General features: G+C 51.2%; 19 protein-coding genes. 5 read left to right on the forward strand and 14 right to left on the reverse strand.

Annotated elements, in window-relative coordinates:
* Window positions 1–109: 109 nt before the first annotated feature.
* Together RHD99_RS13425 and RHD99_RS13430 are read left to right on the forward strand one after the other, a co-directional pair.
* Window positions 110–733 carry a DUF2913 family protein gene (locus tag RHD99_RS13425; RefSeq protein WP_309874418.1) on the forward strand — a complete coding sequence of 208 codons (624 nt, stop codon included), beginning with the start codon at window positions 110–112 and terminating at the stop codon, window positions 731–733.
* 453 nt (window positions 734–1,186) lie between these two features.
* Window positions 1,187–1,774: a hypothetical protein gene (locus RHD99_RS13430; RefSeq protein ID WP_309874419.1), complete on the forward strand. Its 588-nt coding sequence runs from the start codon at window positions 1,187–1,189 to the stop codon at window positions 1,772–1,774.
* 664 nt (window positions 1,775–2,438) lie between these two features.
* Here RHD99_RS13430 and RHD99_RS13435 read toward each other — a convergent pair.
* The 8 genes from RHD99_RS13435 to RHD99_RS13470 form a co-directional block, all read right to left on the reverse strand.
* A complete protein-coding gene (locus RHD99_RS13435; RefSeq protein WP_309874420.1) occupies window positions 2,439–3,137 on the reverse strand; it encodes a TIGR03747 family integrating conjugative element membrane protein in 699 nt (232 codons plus the stop codon).
* Window positions 3,130–5,241, reverse strand: a complete 2,112-nt coding sequence (gene traD / locus RHD99_RS13440; protein ID WP_309874421.1) for a type IV conjugative transfer system coupling protein TraD — start codon at window positions 5,239–5,241, stop codon at window positions 3,130–3,132. Before traD ends, RHD99_RS13435 begins: the two co-directional genes overlap by 8 nt.
* Window positions 5,238–5,735, reverse strand: a complete 498-nt coding sequence (locus RHD99_RS13445) for an integrating conjugative element protein (protein WP_309874422.1) — start codon at window positions 5,733–5,735, stop codon at window positions 5,238–5,240. Before RHD99_RS13445 ends, traD begins: the two co-directional genes overlap by 4 nt.
* A 41-nt stretch (window positions 5,736–5,776) precedes the next feature.
* Window positions 5,777–6,304: a transglycosylase SLT domain-containing protein gene (locus tag RHD99_RS13450; protein ID WP_309874423.1), complete on the reverse strand. Its 528-nt coding sequence runs from the start codon at window positions 6,302–6,304 to the stop codon at window positions 5,777–5,779.
* A complete protein-coding gene (locus RHD99_RS13455; protein ID WP_309874424.1) occupies window positions 6,283–6,972 on the reverse strand; it encodes a TIGR03759 family integrating conjugative element protein in 690 nt (229 codons plus the stop codon). Before RHD99_RS13455 ends, RHD99_RS13450 begins: the two co-directional genes overlap by 22 nt.
* The gene (pilL2, locus tag RHD99_RS13460; protein ID WP_309874425.1) at window positions 6,969–7,463 is read right to left on the reverse strand and encodes a PFGI-1 class ICE element type IV pilus protein PilL2; all 495 of its coding nucleotides are present in this window, start codon (window positions 7,461–7,463) and stop codon (window positions 6,969–6,971) included. Before pilL2 ends, RHD99_RS13455 begins: the two co-directional genes overlap by 4 nt.
* A gap of 166 nt (window positions 7,464–7,629) precedes the next feature.
* Window positions 7,630–7,911, reverse strand: a complete 282-nt coding sequence (locus RHD99_RS13465; protein ID WP_309874426.1) for a hypothetical protein — start codon at window positions 7,909–7,911, stop codon at window positions 7,630–7,632.
* A gap of 244 nt (window positions 7,912–8,155) precedes the next feature.
* Window positions 8,156–8,323, reverse strand: a complete 168-nt coding sequence (locus tag RHD99_RS13470) for a hypothetical protein (protein ID WP_309874427.1) — start codon at window positions 8,321–8,323, stop codon at window positions 8,156–8,158.
* A gap of 183 nt (window positions 8,324–8,506) precedes the next feature.
* Between RHD99_RS13470 and RHD99_RS13475 the strand changes: the two genes are divergently transcribed.
* From RHD99_RS13475 to RHD99_RS13485, 3 genes are all read left to right on the forward strand, one after another.
* The gene (locus RHD99_RS13475; RefSeq protein ID WP_309874428.1) at window positions 8,507–8,734 is read left to right on the forward strand and encodes a hypothetical protein; all 228 of its coding nucleotides are present in this window, start codon (window positions 8,507–8,509) and stop codon (window positions 8,732–8,734) included.
* Window positions 8,731–9,126, forward strand: coding sequence for an Imm63 family immunity protein (locus tag RHD99_RS13480; RefSeq protein ID WP_309874429.1), 396 nt, complete (start codon window positions 8,731–8,733; stop codon window positions 9,124–9,126). Before RHD99_RS13475 ends, RHD99_RS13480 begins: the two co-directional genes overlap by 4 nt.
* Window positions 9,127–9,406: 280 nt before the next feature.
* Window positions 9,407–9,949, forward strand: coding sequence for a 3'-5' exonuclease (locus RHD99_RS13485; protein WP_309874430.1), 543 nt, complete (start codon window positions 9,407–9,409; stop codon window positions 9,947–9,949).
* 13 nt (window positions 9,950–9,962) lie between these two features.
* Here the strand turns inward: RHD99_RS13485 and RHD99_RS13490 are convergent, their stop codons facing one another.
* From RHD99_RS13490 to RHD99_RS13515, 6 genes are all read right to left on the reverse strand, one after another.
* Window positions 9,963–10,460 carry a Mov34/MPN/PAD-1 family protein gene (locus RHD99_RS13490; protein WP_309874432.1) on the reverse strand — a complete coding sequence of 166 codons (498 nt, stop codon included), beginning with the start codon at window positions 10,458–10,460 and terminating at the stop codon, window positions 9,963–9,965.
* Window positions 10,457–12,220, reverse strand: a complete 1,764-nt coding sequence (locus tag RHD99_RS13495; protein ID WP_309874434.1) for a HesA/MoeB/ThiF family protein — start codon at window positions 12,218–12,220, stop codon at window positions 10,457–10,459. Before RHD99_RS13495 ends, RHD99_RS13490 begins: the two co-directional genes overlap by 4 nt.
* Window position 12,221: 1 nt before the next feature.
* Window positions 12,222–13,469: a nucleotidyltransferase domain-containing protein gene (locus tag RHD99_RS13500; protein ID WP_309874435.1), complete on the reverse strand. Its 1,248-nt coding sequence runs from the start codon at window positions 13,467–13,469 to the stop codon at window positions 12,222–12,224.
* Window positions 13,466–14,641: an SAVED domain-containing protein gene (locus RHD99_RS13505; protein WP_309874437.1), complete on the reverse strand. Its 1,176-nt coding sequence runs from the start codon at window positions 14,639–14,641 to the stop codon at window positions 13,466–13,468. Before RHD99_RS13505 ends, RHD99_RS13500 begins: the two co-directional genes overlap by 4 nt.
* Window positions 14,642–14,824: 183 nt before the next feature.
* Window positions 14,825–15,427: a site-specific integrase gene (locus tag RHD99_RS13510; protein WP_309874441.1), complete on the reverse strand. Its 603-nt coding sequence runs from the start codon at window positions 15,425–15,427 to the stop codon at window positions 14,825–14,827.
* Window positions 15,428–15,905: 478 nt separating this feature from the next.
* Window positions 15,906–18,305 carry an adenosine deaminase gene (locus RHD99_RS13515; RefSeq protein ID WP_309874442.1) on the reverse strand — a complete coding sequence of 800 codons (2,400 nt, stop codon included), beginning with the start codon at window positions 18,303–18,305 and terminating at the stop codon, window positions 15,906–15,908.
* Between the last annotated feature and the right edge of the window lie 3 nt (window positions 18,306–18,308).

An 18,308-nucleotide genomic window follows, 5' to 3' on the forward strand; every position in this document is an offset into this window, starting at 1 on the left:
AAAGGCGGGACAGATACTTTGGTAAAACCAATACCGCCGCGAAAAGATTCAGTGAGAAATTATTTGCCGACTTTCCGGCTCAGGCCTGCTTCGCTATACTCCCCAGCCTATGCATACCATTACCGCACCTACGCCCGAAGAAACGGTTTCCGACCTGGCCCATTTTGCCTGGTGTGCCTTGATTGCCTTGCGTCTGGCTCAACAAGACGGACAAGCCCTGTCACCGATGATGGCCCACACCTTTTTGCTGCGCTGGCTCGCGATGGCACAAAAGCAACGCCGGTTTCCCAAAACCATTGCCCTGGATATTGACGGTCTGCTGCAGGCTGGCAGGCGAAATAGTCTGGCCGCCAGTCTGCAGCAACGTCTCGAATACCTCTGGCAATCCTGTACCTCTCCCGTTGACCAGCAGTCTGCTCTGTTTCGTCTGACATATGCGATTGAGGCTCTGAAAGTCGCGGGCTGGCAAAACATTTCGCTGCCCGATGGCGAGTGGCAAACCGACAAACTGTTGGAAGAATTCAGGGAAAAAGAGTCGATCATGTTGATTAGAAAATCGGCACTGACTCTCGCTTTTTCTGACGATGGCGTATTGCTTTCTGCGCTGGATTTTCTGGTGAAAGGCGATAACGAGGAATTTATTCAGACGCTGGCATCACACAACCTGAAAGCCACAGCCAATGAACTGTCAGATAGCTGGGCAATAATGACGTTAACCGATACCAAACTCTGAAAACGATAAAATACTACATGATGAACATATACCATTGAACCGGTTGATCATTCCCGGTTTTCATTTTCGCCAGAGCATGGCCGTTGTTTGATGGTCGGGCATCAAAGACATTGTGTTTCTGCCACATATTAGAACTGCACAGGCTAAACCTAGCTGTGCAACTCAGCCACAAAAGCACACCTCATAAATAATTTTAGCTTATTTATCCCAATTTAATTTATCTTTCAAAACACTGAATCATCCTGGTGATATTTCTAGACGTGTTTTAAAAAACAGAACTCAAAATAATAACCAGATGAAATTACATTATAATGCATTAATGTTTTTTAGACATCTAATTAAAATACTGACATGCAGCCACACAGGCTTGTATAAATACGTTCAGCACATTCAGGTTCATGCTTGATTATGATATATTGACAATATCATAATCAAGTCATAACAGGTACTAACATGGAAAAAATACAGTTAAAAAAAACTATAGAATGGGCTCTGGCACTCGTCCCATCCTCTCTTATTGCTTCATTTATATCACTGACATTCATCTGGCTATATCTCATAAGACTAGGTCGACAAGATTTATTTATGGACTTTGTCAACCTTAACGATGCACTGGGTGCATTAGCCGCATTCTCACTTTTGAGTATATTATCATTTGGCCTTGTATTTTATCTTCAATCTTTTTTGGCCGCATCACTATTAGTGGTAATTCCTGAACGCGCAGATAATGAACGAATTAAAAACAGACGAACGATCCTTTTACTTATCTCATCCATTTTTTCTGTGTTACTTTTTTATTTTTCTGTTTTTATAGACAGCCACTTCAATCAAAAAATAAACATCGGAATACATGTCACTCTTAATTGCCTGTTATGTATTACGTTATCTTATTTTCACGTAAGAAAAACAGCTCCCTATGATAGTGACAAAAAAATAATTCCTGTACAAAAAAATAACACATTTAATATTAATCCCGTCATTTATCGGATTTTCTTCATTCCTTATTGTTTCCCCCCTTTCTTTAATATTCAAAGCAATTGACTTCCCGGATGGAACGAACGACCTGAAAGAGTTGGCGACATTAATTCCACTATCCCTATTAATCGCACTGATTACTATCATCCCTGTTGCGATAATAATGTCAAACAATAAAAACACCGGTATATTTCAAAGGGTTTTCATTGCAACTGTCGCTGCGCTTGCATTGTTATTTATGATATCTCTATTCATCACTGGCATTCCATTAATGGTTCTTAATTCATCACTACGAATTTCGGGAATTACTGACTATCACCACACTATTTTTCTGTGCCCATTAACAACTACCCCAGTGAAATATTAAGCAATAAAAAATGGGATATGAAAATATCTGATGACACTCATTTTTATATTTTCAAAGGTACAACATTCTTGTCTATTGGAGCCATAAAGTTGATATGCCCGGTTAATGTTGTGGCCACATACAATTCCAGCAACAAATCCAGACTGTTCGATGTGAAATATGATTCAGAACGACTTAACACACTAAAAAAACAAGCAGCCGAATGTCTGGTATTTCAGAAAAGTGAGCTATCACAATGGGCTGACAGCACTACTCCAGAAAACAGTATCAATCCTCAATTATAGAAGTAAGATAAAGAATACAGAAGCTCTGATGGGCTTCTGTGAAAAAACTATTTCCTTCATATAAACTACAACAATCCTCTCAAATGTATTTCTTAAATGTCCCAACAGTAATACTGACAGTAATCCCAAACAAAAATGCCGCTGGTAACAGAACGACCCAGGGAGGAATGGAAAACGGCAGCGACAGATAAATGACCCATGCCAGAAAAAACACCGGTAAGACCATACGCTTTGCGCGATGGTACACAAACCCTGACTCATACCCGCAACCAAAACGCCGTATGTCCCGCCTAACTAGACCGTCGATAACGCCGGTGATGGCCGCCAGCAAAAACAGCGGTGCGGTCAGTAGAAGAATGAACACCCGCAGCACAAAGGTCAGTGTGATATAAATCGCCGCTTCACCGTAAACGGCGGCTGAACGTACTATTTCTCCGGAGGGCTTGATCCGCAACGAAGCCAGCCACTCGACGACTTTCGTGTTCACAAACAGCCACTGCCAGGTCAGTTGCAAACAATGCTCAAGCTGCCCCACCGGATCCGCGCTAAGCAGGCTTTGTTGCACGTTCTGCGCAAACCAGCCCAGTTCTTTGCGCATCATCATGTGACTGTGCTGCGCCCCCAACCCCGGCCAGAAAAAGGCGATCCCCACCCACTCCGCAGCCAGGCTGAAGCACAACGAGACCATCAGGGCCGATATCACGCGCCCCGTCCAAGACAACAGCGTGGTAATGATCCCCTGCGAGGGCGGCTTTTGCACCGCCGCGGACTCACTCATCCAGCCCCTCCTGCAGGGCCGCCATCAGCGCCGCATTATCCGTCTCCACAGCCGGTATCACCGCGTTATTCCACCACTGCTCGCCCGTGTGGTAGTTCGCCTGCATTGACGCGGCAAGGTGCCGGATACTCTCGGGCATCAGGGCATCATTTTCTGTCGCCGGCAGCGGCATACGAATTTTCCACAACTGTCCGCCGCCCAGCAGCGCAAAGGCCTGGCCTTTGGGGAGCTGAATAATCGCCGCCGGATCAATCAACGGCACACTGACCATGCTCACCCTGTCCTGAGTGTTGCTGGTAAAATCTATCCCCGTTTCCGGGTTCGACGAGTCCGTTACGCCCGATATCACCGTGCTGGTCAGCACCTCGGCCTGATGCAACTGCCCCGTCAACAACTCGGCGGTAGCTGTCTCACGCACGCGCAGCATAATCAGGTTGTTAAAGTTACCAATCACCTGACCGGCTTTGGCGTGGTTGCCAGTGCTGGCTTCAATATCCGACAGCGTCTGGGTATAGGCCGTGACCTGGATACCGGCCCCGCCGCCTTTGTTAATCAGCGGGATAAACTCATCCCCCATCAGCTCGCTGAACTCATCACAGTGCAGATTGACTGGGATTTTCTCGGTTCCCCGACAGCCCGGCAGACCATCGTTAACACCAAACTTGTAGATATAACCCGCAACACTCACCAGGTCGGCAAACATAGAGTTCCCCACCGCGGCCGCAATTTCGGTATCTGACAGCGCATCCAGCCCCACATAGACGATCCCCCGCTTACGGATAATCTGCTGCCAGTCGAAGATCGGACGCGGATCGTCGAGGTCACTGTAGGACGGTGCCAGCAGTTGCGCTGCTTTCCCGGTGGTCAGTTTTTCAAGTAACGGCAGCAGCGAGGCGACAATCTTGTCGAAGTAGGTTTTGTCATAACGCACCGCTGAGCGCAGCCCCTCCAGGATCGGATCGTGGATCCGTGTTGCAGCCAGGTACTGCTCCAGCGCCACCACATATTTATCGCGTCCCTGCAGATTACGCGGGGTGTTTTTATCGTTCACCTTCGCGGCTATCTGCGCAATCACCTCCCAAGCCTTCGGCTCATGTGCGGGCAGGTAGTATTGTGCGTAGCGGATAAACAAATCATCGATATTGATAACGTGGCGGGAAATCTGCAGATAGTCAGGGCGTTGCCCCAGTTCTATCAGCGCCCGGGAAATGATGTTCACAAACCGCCAGGCAAATTCCTTAAATGCTGCGGAATTTCCCTCGCCGGAAAGCTGCCCGGCTATACGGCTGGCAACTTCAGAAATCCGCCCGAAGCGCCCCACGGCGTTATAGCGTGCGCTGATATCGGGCCAGCCAAGATGAAAGACATAAAATTCATCTTCACGCCCGGCCCGCTTCGCCTCGGCCCATGTCCGCCTGAGCAGATCTGCATCCCCTTTGGGGTCAAGCACCACCACCACTTCACCACGGCGAATATCCTGGGTGATAAAGAGCTCTGCCAACCGGGTTTTCCCCACCCGGGTGGTGCCCATCACCAGCATATGCCCCACACGCTCGCCAAGTGGCAGGGTCACATCGGTTTCGTGCAGTTCAATACCGTGCAATAGTGCGCTGCCCCCGACGGGCGGAAGCGGTCGCACCGGATTGAGCCAGCTGTCGCGAGAGAGCAAATGCCTAATCGTGGGCAGGCATGGATCACAGGCACTCTCCAACCGCCTTGCCGCGCGGTAAAGTGCATTCGGATGAATGTAATGTGCCACCTCCGGGCGACGGCAGGTCAGCAAACGCTGGGTATGGCGCTGCTCCCAGCGAAAACCGCGTCCGATAAACAGCACATGCTGGCTAGTCGGGATCTGCGCACTGGTCACCGTATAGCGCGGCAGCCGGCGAATATTGCGCCGGTAGCGCAGAATGGTCAGCCCCTGCCGGCCACGCACCGCGGCAAACACCAGAAATCCTCCCGCCAGTGGGTAACTGACTGACGGTGCCAGCATCAGCGACCAGGGTGCCAGAATGCAGATACAGCCCGCCATCATGCCGGCCAGAGCACTCCAGAGCTCCACCGCGGGACGCAGCAGAGCCTCGATGACATGCCGGTTGCTCACTGTGAGAGTCCGTGGTCTGTGATCAGCACCGGGTACGTATCCAGTTGCAGGCGCACAGCCAAATCGTCACCGCTGACCGGCAACAGCGTCAGGCCTTCAGTCTGCTGTTGCAGGCGGTTAAAACGTGCCTGCGAGGCCACATTCACCACCAGCCCCGTGGCACCAAGCGACAGCAGCGTGTGTTGTTGTGCTTTCAGCCAGCGAACCGACCGCGCATCGTCCCCTATAAGAAACAACGGCGTCATCCCTGGCAAATCGATTTTCCTCGAGGCTACCGCGCCTGGATGCAGTCGTGTGGAGGTCACCGGGAAGACCGCCTGTGCCAGCGGTTTGGGCGATACAGGCGCTGGGCCGGTATTGTCCGTCAGCGTCGTGATGGGTTCAAACAACGGGGCAACTGGCACGCCGCCCAGGTCGGCGACCACAGTCAACGCGGCGCTGGCATTCGCACAGAACAGCACCAGCGAAATGAATATCCGTAATGATTTCAGCATGTCATGCATTCCTTAATACCTGATTTCATGAAGTCATGAAGCTATGAGGACAATCCCTGCAGATAACGCAGCACCTGCTGGCGATAGCGCTGCGCCGGCTTGCCACCTGCCGGACGGTGGTAACGTCCCACGGCTTCATGCCAGTTCTGCCAGCGATCAAACTGCTGGCGTAACAGCATCGCGGCTATCCGCAGATTCGGGTATGGTGCCAGCATGCTGCACGGGGAGGTGAAATAGTGGCCGTTCCAGCCGAGGTTGATTTGCCCCAGCCCGACATCAATCCGCCGCTCCGCGGTGGTGAGTAAAAAATGCCGCAGCGCCTGGCAGGCCCCTTTACGGGTGGCGTAGCGGTATCCCCGCCCGGCGACGTTCAGGGTCCAGGGCCACGGATGAGTTTGCTGTTGTATCCGCGTGCCGCTTTCCGTCAGCGCCAGGGCATAGAGTAGCGATGCGGGAACGCCCGCCTGCTGCGCCACCTGTCGGTAGCCCGCTGGCACCTCGCGCGATGCCAGTGCCGCAGGGGCCACCACGCATAACAGCACCAGCATCAGCGCAGAACGGGCAGCCATGCGTCCCCCTGTTTTTCCAGCACCGCTGGCATCCGGCTTTTGCCGTATTGCAGCCAGCGCCCCCCGTCATGATTGAGGGTGATTTCCCGCCGTCTGACCCGGGCACTGTCAATGTGGTGTGCCACGGCCCAGCGCCGCAGTTGTGTGTCATCGTTCTGGCTGTCCACCAGGTAGATATCAAGGGGAGTGCCGGCCTTGAGCAACGTGTCCACGCGCGTATCACAGGCCGCGCAGTGCTGGCGGACAAACACCGCCAGGCGGCGATTTGCCGGCATGACGGCGGTTGAATTCACTTCAGTGACGGGCGTCAGCGCAGGAAAGCGTCGTTTCCAGGCGTCGTCGTACGCCCGCTGGAAAGCCAGCTCTTTTTCCACCCGTTGCGCTTCCTTCTCCACCAGCAAATCAGCGTATTTGCGGCGCTGCGCCTGCGTCGTGGCTTCCACTCCCAGCGTGGTCAGCGGATCAAGGGATGGTGACCATATCCCCCTCTCACCCTGTTTCAGCTGTCGGTAGCGCGTCCATTCTTCGGTGGTGAGTCCCCACGCAGTGGCCTGTGATGAGAGGGAAAGTGGAGTTTCGGTGCTTTGGGTCGCACCGGCTTGTATCACATCAGCACTGTTTGACAGGAAACTGACCAGCAGCAGAAGATAACCAGCGTGTCGCTTCATGCGTCCCCCACAGTGCCTGGAGGCAGCATGACGGGCTGAAAACAAACGGTGTGGGCAAGCTCATCGGTGCTCATCTGCCAGGCCGGACCGGCCATCGCCTGCAGCGCCACGTCCACCCGCATCGGCCCGGCGTTGCGCCAGACATCCGGCAACGGGCTGCTGAACAGCGACCGAATATCGTTATCTGTCGGCAAACACAGGCTGTATCCCGTGCCCGTCAGCCAGGCTCGCAGAGCATCAGCACGCGTAAACAAGGGTGTTTTCTTTTTCGATGTCAGGGTATGGCGCATTATCTGGTGCAACGGCTGTTGCTGCGCCTCGTCAGGGGCAAGGTTCACCAGGGTATAACGGGCGGTATGAACCACTTCAGCAGGCGCGAGTGGCAGAGGTGTGACGGTCGCGGGCTGTGTGACAGGGCTTTGCGGTGCATTACCGGCGCAGGCAAGCAGCAACAGGGTGGCCACAACGGGTCCGTAGCGTAATAACAACATGCGTATTCTCCGGTTAACAGGGACCGGAACAGCATGAGAAAAAGCACCAGGAAAAACGTTATAAAACTCGGTACGCGCAAAACATGAAAATGGGAATGTGTGTCAGGGACACCAAAAAGGCCCCACCTGTCTGAGGCCAGAGAGAATAATCAGTCCGGGACGACTGTTACTGATACCACCAGACATCAAACTGCTCGACAAAATCCACCGCCTCCTGCTCACGCAGACCAAAGTTCTGTTGTGCGTAGCCCTGCGCCGTGACGTAACGGACCACACAGCCTCCACCGCGATACTCCAGCAGTGCAGCCCTGGCATCATATTGCTTTGCCAGCAGCAACAGGTCGCTGAGCTGAAACCCATGCTGGAGTGCGGTCAGTAACATCCCCTGCACCGCCTGTTTTTCGGCCTGCCGTAACAGGCACAACGGGACCTCTGTTTCACGGTTCATATCAACCTCCAGTTATCGCCAGCAGGCGCTGGCAGTGTCCACAGCGCAGCGGCTGTTTCGGACATAGCAACTCACTTTTATTGCGGGAACCGGGCGCAGAATACGGGCACCCCACCGGGTGGGATACCGGAAATTCAACAGGGGATAAAAATAGAAAAGGAAAGCGCCCGATATGGGCGCTGGCAGGCAGATGCCTGAATGAAACCACCAGGGTGAAGAAAAATCCCGGGTATGACCCTATCAGTCATACCGACCCGCCAGAGGGAATACGGATCCACAGCAGGCGCTTGCGCACAAAAGGCTCCGTTTGGTTGCCGGTCGGCCCCGGCACAGGGCATGAAGTTGCATCAGCCATGTTGCCGTAGTATGTCAGAGCGTACTGCAGACGGTGTTCAAAAATCATTCTTCGCAAGGCGGAATTTCATTCAATCGCTGTGGGTCTGAAGCATGGGAGCCTCTAAGAGCGAAAGCGGACATCAGAACCTCACGCCCTGGTGAATGTACATCATTATTCGGTGGTTCTTAAAGGTATGTAACAACCTGCTATTTATGCCAGAATCATTCAAATTTAGCGATTAATAGAGACTTACTGATAATGGCTATTGTATTCATCCCGACACTTATTGCATTGCTTGAAGCAAAACAGAAGGAGACCTGCCGTGAACTGTTCCGGCATGAGGTTGAGTCGATACGAGATAATGCTACCGCTGTTGAATTACCGACAGAAATTGCCAGGGACATGACTAAAAGCCGAGGCTATCAGGATATTGATGCGGAAGATGTTTGGAACGAATGGTTAATGCTCAAACACAAGAAATCATGAAACATATCGAAGAGTTACGTGCAGAACTTCTCAACATAGGTGAGAGGATTGGAGGGGGGGTAAGACCCAACTATTACTTCTTCATCCCTGATAAACCGGATGGCATGGCAACACCATATCTGGAAATTCATGGCAAAGAGTATCATTTCATTGTCAATGAAAGAGGTACCGAAATAGCGCGTAAAGTGACTCTCAGTGATGATGAGATTCTTTATTGGTTTGTTGAGTGTGGAGTAGTTGGTTTGGCTACAAAGTATGCAGCCATGAACAGCTCACCTGAAAAGAGATTCAGGGATGTTTATTTCCGAAAACAATATAGTTTAATGCTTTCCATCAGACCTGAATGGGCGACAAGGAAGCGCAAAGAATTTACAGAAATTCTTAGTGCTTAGATTCACAAATGTCATTAATTTTTCCGAGTCGCCTATATTAGTAATCTGATTCGCATATCACTACATAGCCCACTTCAAAGCATGCAACATCCGTTTGGCACGTAGCGGACAAAGGCGTTCGCTAAAAGTCTGCTATGAGCGAAAGGCGGAAGTTCGCATATGGTTTTAGTCTGATGAAGGCATTACTTAAAGGGTGGTGTGGTAGATACATACCCCCCGTAATAGCGTATCGTTTTATTTTACAAACCGAATAGCAGTGCCCTCAATCGCAGGAGTGATTATGAATGCTAGCGAGATTTTCGTTTCAGTCGATATTGAAACATCCGGCCCGGTCCCGGGATTATTTAGTCTGCTTTCCATTGGGGCCTGTCTGGTGCATGCGCCCGACGTGCGTTTTTATGCCGAGTTGAAGCCTGACTGCACTGGCTTTGATCCTGAGGCGCTGGCAGTGACGGGATTTAACCTTCAGGCACTGACTACCACCGGCATAGCCCCCGCGGACGCCATGCTTCAGTTATCCACCTGGCTCACATCCCACCTTCAACCGAGCCAGAAGCCGGTCTTTACGGGACTGAATGCCCCCTTTGACTGGTCATTCATCAATTACTACTTCCATAAATATACGGGGAACAACCCATTTGGCTTCAGTGCATTAGATATTAAAGCTTACTTTATGGGGGCAACAGGCTGTACGTGGTCTGAGACCAAATCATCAATGATGACACAGCGTTTATCTGCCAAAGGAAGACCCAGCCATAATGCTCTGAATGATGCGTTATTTCAGGCAGAGCTTTTTGCGTTGATGCGACTTAAAGAGCCTTGATGAATTGGGCCCATTAAGACCGCGACACGGATGCTATATACACTGCCTCCTGGTACCTGCCCTCCCGAAATATCCAGGCTTTAATGCCCTTGGTCGATGGTGACGTGCCGACAATCACCGCCAAGGGATGGGGAAGATCACGTGCATATTGCCTCGCGAATCGCGCAAAACTGGCAATGTCAGTCCCTGAGATGTGAGGGACAGTCTGCGGATGCGTATGCCAGTATCCAACCAGGCGCAATCCCTCCCTGTTTGCGCTCTCGATTTCAGTGCGGCAGCGATCGCTGTTCAGTTCGAGCCACGTTCTGCCAGCGCGGTCCGCAGGATGTGGCGCTGAAGCATGACACAGTACAATGCCGCCGGGATGAGCGGGATCGACAAACAGCTGCCCGCCTCGCTCATTTTCTCCCTGTGACTGCCGGTAGTGACCGAACATCTCAGAGACCTGCCGCCCAACCTGCAGCTCCACATTCATATTCAGCCAGGCCCAGCGCCATGCTATTTCATTCATGCGTTTTGCCCGGGTTTCGGCCAGTTACGTTCAAAAACACTCTGGACAACTCCTTCAGGAAGCACAGGTCCCGTATAGCGTCCCCCCAACACTCCGGCCTCATCAGGGCGATACACACTGGAATGCCATTGAGTGACATCCCCTACAGTCGTCAGGTAACGTATTGCGGCCTGAGTGACCATTGTTGCAACACCATTCATTCCCGCCGAGCCTCCCGGTATAAAACTTTCACCACAGGCAGGAAGAGGCACAACGCCCCCATCCGGCCAGTCGGTAAACCGGTGCCTGAAGTCACCTCTATCGCTAAAAAGATATCTTGCATCAAAGCGGCCTTCAGGTGCGATCAGTGCATGCCCGACAAGTGTATGCGGCTCACTCCAGGCCTGTATCAGCCCCCATTTCGCTCCAGAAGCTTTCTTTTCCCAGAAAGCAGACTCTGATTCCCAGTCAGCTGTCGTGATAATAACCAGATCAACATCCTCTAAAATATCGGGTTTTTGACCCATAACCCATTCGATGTATGTATCCAGCGCGGTGACATCAAGCACAGGCAGATCCTGAAGCAGACGATGGCGCAAGGCCTGAGACTTAAATTTGCCTAAATCCTCAGCACCCAGCATATGCCGCCCCAGATTGGGTGACTCCAGTCTGTCAGGATCGATAAGGGTCAGCCTGCCCAGACCGGCCCTGGCGAGTTGAATACTCACAGCAGATCCCAGCGACCCTACACCGACAAAGACAACATGCGAGTTCTCAAGTGTTTTTGCTGTGTTACTTCGATCCCGTGAAAAAAATGCCCCACGATCAATAACGTTCACACGCGATGACAGAATACTGGCCGGAGGTCCTTCTTTCTTTAACCCGGACTGACGGCGTGAGGATCTCAGGCCGTAAAAATGTGTACGGTCTGTTTCCTTCTTTCTGGTGCACAGGTTAACAGTAAATCTTGCCGCCCCGTCCCCACCCGGTAATGCCATGACAACCCATCGGGAAAGCAAAGCACTACTCTTTTCTGACCATTCAGACATCGCGGCCAGGGATTCTCCAGAAATATGGGGAGCAAGCCATTCGAGAAACGCGTGAGGTTCAGGCACCTTAATGCCAGGGAAAGACGTCAGTTTGACAAAGAAACCTGCTTCATGGGGGCTTCTTATCACAACCGAACGGCCAGTGGCACGTCTGAAATGCTGGCGGATAGCGTTCTTGTCAGACGAAACCCATACCGGGTTGAGACCAGTATGTCCGGTATACCTCGGATCGCTTACAACATACAAAACTGAACCCGATTCAGGCTCCCCCAGAAGAATCAGGTTACGTGCCGATCGTTTAAGCTGCCAGAGCCAGTAAGTGGAAATCTCATTCTGAAACTCCGTCTCCCGCCGTGCAGGATCTGCGTTTTCCAGAGAAAAAGACACAATGCTCGCAAAACGGGACAAGCTGTCCTGAACAATTTTCTCAGGCGAGCCCGTAACGGGCTTTTCCCTGAATCCATGGAGACACAACCCGGACGCCATGGCATGGGGCCAGACTAACCACGGTGAAGGTTCAACCTGAAGGCCAGGGGATTCAGACGGGAAACCGTTGGGAAAACCAATCCGTAGTCTTCGCTCAAGGCCGGTGTAATCAACGGGTAAAGGAAAATAAAAGGCGGCCGCCTCACCGACCCGCAGTTCAGCGGGCCTGAGAAGAGCCGAAGCATTGTCCGCGCCCAGACAGTCTTTAAGGGCGGAAATGCCGCGTTGTATCATCTCATCCTTCATATCAGCCGAGTCGCCCGACAGGTGCAACATTTGCCTGAGACTGGGTACTGCTGACTGAACTCCCGAACAGAGACCCCATTGCGACAGAGTTTCGTGTCACACCGTCTTGCCGCCCGGGCATCGTCCAGTTTGCCGGAATGCTCTCGTTAACTTCGCGAACGAATGTCGGACCAATACCGAACTGCTCCTGGACCGCCTTCGCAAAGGTTTCTGTCGACGCGTGGCTGTCTAGCCCCAGCGTCAGCGCCGAACGGGCACTCGCATGCCATTCATTAAAGGCATCAACGTATTTATAACCTTCATCCGGACGATTCCATTTTTCCGCAAAATTCTCGCCGTTATCTTCAGGATTGCAGACGTAATACTCATTACTGTAACGGTGAATATGGTCAGGCATCCTGTCCACGATTGCCAGGATAGCCTGAAGCGGGGTGAAGGCGGTATATTCTGACTGCGCGACAACATCCAGATAAGCGTGAGTCGCGAGCGTGGTGATAACTGCCGAAATAGGCCGGTATCCTTCATTTTTCGTCCTGATCGCCCATTCATCCCTGTGCCTTTTCATCAGTTTAATACTCGCACGTAACGGATCATCTTTTTGATATTCTTTATATTCAGGCAGCGGGGCCTGGGTCGCAGAGTCCATTGCTGCACGACTTTTATTAAACTCAACAACATGTTCAAGCATGATGTCCTGCTTTGACGCATCATGCAGCCAGTCTGCATAAGGAATGGGACTGCTTGCCTTCCAGCCGTGCTCCCTGTCGGGTACTTCGAGCATGCCCAGTCCGTCGCTTTGCTCATTATGATGGCAGGGACGTGCAGGTGTGACATCAATGTGGAAACCCGGATTTTCATCGGCGTAAACAATCCTGACACCGCGACGAAGTTGCTGAATATCCTCCTGAACCCTACTGCCTTCCTGGAAACGACGTTCAATGACCTCTAATACAGTCCGGGCATCGATCCCTCTGGCATGGGGTAACCAGACAATCGCATCTGCATCAATTGTCCCGAGATCTGCTGGCGCCCCTGGCACCGGGTTAATCGTTGTCTGAAGACGCATAGAACCCTGGGGAAAAATATGGACATCCGCCAGCAGGGGATCATCGGCAGCAGAAAGAATTTTTTCCAGCTGAGAGTAGCGAGCATCAATGACGCTGTACTGAGCTGCTGATAACGAAATTTTTCGGGCTGCACGGAGAAGAAAATACTCCCAACTGCTGTGTTTAGTCTGTTCGTTACTCATGGACGTTGCTCCTCTGTACATCCGATGCTAAGCATGGGGCGAAACTGGTTTGCGTTATTTTTGTCACGGTCAAGGATGATGTAGGGATGCTGATGCTGGGTCGTCAGCAAAGCCCCAAATTCAATGGCCAGCGCAGCAGGCACCGCGGCAAAAACATGAATGGCCTGGGTCGTGGTGGCTTCTAACTGACTGAGCAGCTTCTGCAGCTCATCCCTGAACGCATGGATGACCCTGCGGTTTGTCACCATGGCGTAGCTGGGTTCAGGGACAGTGAATTCTACAATCCGGGCACCCGGCAGTGCGGCGGTAACATCGCCTCGCGGTACCGCTGCGGAAAGAGACAACACCAGAGCAACTGGCCCCTCACCTTGCGGAAGTTCAGAAGAGATAAACGCCGGCGGCAGGGCATCTGTATCCGGCCAACGCAATATATGTTCCCTGTTAAATGAATACTGAAAGCGTTTATAGCGGTCGCCAATGGTCTGGCCGAGGAAAAACAACGCCGGAATATCCGCAAGCCCAACCATGGCCAGAGCCGGCTTATCGCCAAATTGCCCCCCGCGGCGGGCAAGCCCGGCCTCGAGTTTTTCAGTGATTAAATCCTTAATCGCCTGCCAGTAACCCGCATCCCTTCCCCGTGAACTGGGCTCTGGGAACACAACCGTAACCGGATGGCACTGTGCCGTCAGCCCTTCTGCAGACATGGCGGTAAGAAGGGCCTGCGCCGGAATTGCAACCAGTGTCTGATGATGCTGGCTTTGAACGATAACCGGTATGGCGCGTTCCTCCCCGGGCGTGGAAGCCGCTAGGCGAATTCTGGTCAGGCAAGCAGAGTGAAGTCCGCTAAGATCGTCTTCGGGATAATTATCGCCGTCACGATCAACCCGGTCATGGCATCCCGGACACAGCAGCATAAGATTCTCGCTGTTATTCGTCAGTGCCAGTGCCTCTTCTTCGCTATGTGTGGCGTTTCCCCTGGGGCCTTTCGGGCTGGCAGGAAGAATATGGGCCACTTCTCCCCATTTCATCGGCGTACCGATACGAAAATCATGTGTCAGATCGGTTCCGCAGAGTTCACAATGACCCGCTGCACGGATCCAGACCAGAATTTTCACTTCAGGGCTAGTGTTAAAACGCCCACTCGAATCATCCGCCTTTTTTTTCGCATTCACCTAAGGGTACTCCTGAAAAGGAAAAGCCATTAGCACGGGAAATACTGAAATAGGTACTGATCATCTTTTTTTCAATACGCAACCGCGAAAAATATAACTCGCGAAACACAATACGGAGCGCACCGCCTATAGCGCTGCCAGGTCTGCATTCAGCACAGGGCTGCTGCTGCAGCCCCGACAATCTTAGACTTCAATCGACTCAGAGATCTCTAACGCATCATCGACTTCAATGCCCAGATAACGGACTGTGCTTTCCAGTTTCTTATGTCCTAGCAGGAGTTGTATCACACGAAGATTCTTGGTTTTCTTGTAGATCAGGTAAGGTTTTGTTCTTCTCATGGAATGTGTGCTGTACAGCGAATCTTCGAGACCAAGCTTTGCTACCCACCCATGAAAAATTCGGTTGTATTGCCGAGTTGATATATGTTGGTAAGAACCGACCCGGGATTGGAATAAGTAGTCTTTACTGTGCAGATTGCCAAGCTTTATCAATGCGGCAACAGCTTCTCTTGTCCCTTTAGTTAACTCAAATTGCACTGGGCTACCGGTCTTCTGTTGCAACACCGTCGCTCTGCTTGAAACAGAACTGCCATATGCAACATCTGATACTTTGAGTTTAACTAGATCGCAGCCCCGTAGCTTACTGTCCAAAGCCATGTTGAACAGGGCCAGATCGCGCGTTTTACCTTCCAATTCAAGTCTGATTCGGATCCCCCAGATATGAGATATCTGAAGCGGTCTTTTTTGGCCGATGATAAGGTCTTTGTTCCACGGTGACGTGTTCATACTCAAATATCCTTCAGTGTGGGAGATTTGAGTATGGTTGTCCCTCAAGAGCGATTTGCGGACGTTAACGTTTAAAGCAGCGAGCGGTAAAGTAGTCCAATTGACTTGTTTTGTTATGTGCCGAACTCATTGTGCGCTCTGAGTATACTGTGTGCCCGTCTAATTGTTCGCTAACTATTGTAACCCATTAAGATATATAGAATTGATAGATAGCCTAATTTAGGGGCCTTGGCTGCGTGGCACTGTAGGCCCAAGGCCATTTGCGGGCGATATCAATAGCTTCTTTGATACAGATTACAATGAAAGGCCATATGCATAGACGACAAGACTCTCTCCCAGACTAACAAGCAAAATGACCATCGGGAGTTAAATGCCGGCCGAGAAACATATTTCCCCAGCTCCGCGACAGTATCGTATAGAGGGGTACCAATGAGCCCAGCGGGTCTTGAACAATCACAGAATCCTCAATGTATACAGGCTAGCTGACATCATGAAAGCGATAAATCCGCCCATTCTCGTTCACCTCTGCCACCTTTCTCAAAGCCTCCGCTGGCGACAAACCGAACTTTCGGGTTAACACAACGAACAGATGATAGAACTCGGATTTCAAATCCGCAGCGAAGATCCCCGGATCATCAGATCCAAGACAAATAGACATAGGAACATCACCTTCAATCGCCTCACCCGGCAAGCCCATCCAGCGAAAGATATGATGCTCGCTGACATCTCGATACTGACTGATACGGGTATTGCTGGTCGGAGGGCATTCTATCGCAATGTTTCGGTCTGCCATTTTTGCCATTACAGCTTGTTGTAATGCAACAACCGCTTCATCCGGCAAATATTCCAGGGCAACTTCAACATATTCAGCACGCTGCTTTCGTACGTTGTCAGATGTAAGCCATTGCTTATACAACTTCAGCGGCCTTTTCATGCCCGCCGTTTTAGCCAACTCTCTGGCGCGCTCGTACTCTTCCAACCAGAGGGATTTGGGTTTTAATGGTCCATTTAGCTCACCCAGCAGGCCTTCCGATTCCGCCAACACCCCCCGCATTTCAAATACCTGATCAAGGGTGGTAATCGAGACTTCTTCTTCCAGCGAAAACACCTTATGGGCCAAACGAACAGCTTCAATCGCTGCATCACTGGCGTAACGCAGCTGTTCCGGATGACTTCGAAGTTCCCGCCAGATAAACACCAAATCGAGCAATCGCGTCTCTTTGGTCATGGACAAAGACAATGGCAAAGAGCGTTTCCAGATGTCAGGTGTGATGCCAATCGCCGTGCAGTGACCAAGACGGTCGCCATTACGCAATGGCAAAAATCTCAAGGCATCATCAATGGATCGAATACCACTGATCAGATGTGGAAAGTCCTCCCCAACATGATAGGTAAAATGAGCAATACCTGATTTGGCTAGCACCCGGAACAAGGGGCCAAACAACTCCGGTGGCGCGTGCATCTCATTAGCTGCGGCATCTACTCCTCGAATCCAGCCTGTCAGGCGCGGTTCATACTTCAGCATGTCCATCAGAATAGCTGCCTGATTCTTCAGGTCCTTGAATAGTAATGCGTAAGGATAGACCTCACCATTTTTTGGCTTTCTTTTGATAAAGTGCGGCACTAGCGCCAGCTCTGCACACTTGCCATGAGGTTTAACCAGTTCGAGATTATCGAGCACTTGCGACATAGTCAGCGGCTTATCATGCACCCATCCCAGAGACATATGAGCACTCAGGTATTCCCAATACCCTCTTAACATACTGAAGAGCAGTTTTTGCATTTTGCTGGGGTCGCTCTTCGGAGCAAAACGTCCTTCCAGATAACGCACCTGAGAATACACACCAGCACCATGGACATGTTTAAAACGAGACAAATAAGATTTCTCGGTTTCCTCCCTCAGCTCTGTCATGGTGTAATTCTGGAACTGATCAAAACCGAAAAAATCGTCTCGCTGAACCAGTAAGGTCAGGTACTGATTTTGAATCAGAAGGTAAATCCAAAGCAGTCGTTCCAATCCTTCGGGCGCACCATTCCGCCATTTTTCGAACAAGCCGATTAGCCAGCAAAATTCAGACTCCTGACTGTATTTGTCGTCAGTTGGCCAAACCGTCGCAAACCCATACTCCTGGCCATGATGGAGAATTGTGCTATCCGCCAACTGCTGCGGGTTCTGCATTGATACGATCCACTCTGGCAACTCCACGCCCTGAGCGACCCGACAAAGAATTTCGCGAATATTGCTTGCGATCTGCAAACGGTCCTTGAAGATTTCAGGCGTCAAAGAGGGGTCAATCTGAGCGCAAAGTTGTTTCATCTCTTGAGATGCCCAGCCCTTATCGAAATCTCTGACGCTCACTTCTGGGTGCTTGAGTGCATCCAGCCAACACTCTTCCGCACTGGTACTGCCATTCAGATGTTGGTGAGTTTCGTGTAGGTGTTCACGGGTAATGTAGTCCTCAACCGTCGGGTGATATGGGTATAAAGGCCAGCGAAAGCTATATTCCTGACTGGCAGGCCAAGAGTTAAATACCTGATGACACGCCATAATTGGCAGGCACGACACTCGGCTCATCAGCGTTTGCCATTCCGAGAACAAAGGTAGGTCGATTTTGGGGCCACCTTTCTCGTTTTTAATAAACTTTTCAGCTATCTGGCGTAAGGTTGCTACTGGGCCGAGTTTCATATTCCGCTGTTTGATTTGTTGCACTAAAGATGACCAAGCCGATTTGGCGACATGATCAGGCAAACTACTCCCCCGTTCGTATTGAGCTAGGAACACAGATGACTCCACCCGCTCATCAAGTGATACCTCATCCAAAGAGATGGTACTCAGCCTATGCAACAGTACTGTTGAGTTAAGAAGAAACCTTTCCATACC

The organism is Buttiauxella selenatireducens, assembly GCF_031432975.1.
GTDB lineage: Bacteria > Pseudomonadota > Gammaproteobacteria > Enterobacterales > Enterobacteriaceae > Buttiauxella > Buttiauxella selenatireducens.

Bases quoted from the DNA above. Each gene is read 5' to 3' on its own strand.
- RHD99_RS13475 (WP_309874428.1), top strand. From the start codon at position 8,507: ATGGCTATTGTATTCATCCCGACACTTATTGCATTGCTTGAAGCAAAA.
- RHD99_RS13445 (WP_309874422.1), bottom strand. From the start codon at position 5,735: ATGCTGAAATCATTACGGATATTCATTTCGCTGGTGCTGTTCTGTGCG.
- RHD99_RS13425 (WP_309874418.1), top strand. From the start codon at position 110: ATGCATACCATTACCGCACCTACGCCCGAAGAAACGGTTTCCGACCTG.
- RHD99_RS13435 (WP_309874420.1), bottom strand. From the start codon at position 3,137: ATGAGTGAGTCCGCGGCGGTGCAAAAGCCGCCCTCGCAGGGGATCATT.
- RHD99_RS13465 (WP_309874426.1), bottom strand. From the start codon at position 7,911: ATGAACCGTGAAACAGAGGTCCCGTTGTGCCTGTTACGGCAGGCCGAA.
- RHD99_RS13480 (WP_309874429.1), top strand. From the start codon at position 8,731: ATGAAACATATCGAAGAGTTACGTGCAGAACTTCTCAACATAGGTGAG.
- RHD99_RS13455 (WP_309874424.1), bottom strand. From the start codon at position 6,972: ATGAAGCGACACGCTGGTTATCTTCTGCTGCTGGTCAGTTTCCTGTCA.
- RHD99_RS13490 (WP_309874432.1), bottom strand. From the start codon at position 10,460: ATGAATGAAATAGCATGGCGCTGGGCCTGGCTGAATATGAATGTGGAG.
- pilL2 (WP_309874425.1), bottom strand. From the start codon at position 7,463: ATGTTGTTATTACGCTACGGACCCGTTGTGGCCACCCTGTTGCTGCTT.
- RHD99_RS13515 (WP_309874442.1), bottom strand. From the start codon at position 18,305: ATGGAAAGGTTTCTTCTTAACTCAACAGTACTGTTGCATAGGCTGAGT.
- RHD99_RS13485 (WP_309874430.1), top strand. From the start codon at position 9,407: ATGAATGCTAGCGAGATTTTCGTTTCAGTCGATATTGAAACATCCGGC.
- RHD99_RS13430 (WP_309874419.1), top strand. From the start codon at position 1,187: ATGGAAAAAATACAGTTAAAAAAAACTATAGAATGGGCTCTGGCACTC.
- RHD99_RS13510 (WP_309874441.1), bottom strand. From the start codon at position 15,427: ATGAACACGTCACCGTGGAACAAAGACCTTATCATCGGCCAAAAAAGA.
- RHD99_RS13450 (WP_309874423.1), bottom strand. From the start codon at position 6,304: ATGGCTGCCCGTTCTGCGCTGATGCTGGTGCTGTTATGCGTGGTGGCC.
- RHD99_RS13500 (WP_309874435.1), bottom strand. From the start codon at position 13,469: ATGAGTAACGAACAGACTAAACACAGCAGTTGGGAGTATTTTCTTCTC.
- RHD99_RS13495 (WP_309874434.1), bottom strand. From the start codon at position 12,220: ATGAAGGATGAGATGATACAACGCGGCATTTCCGCCCTTAAAGACTGT.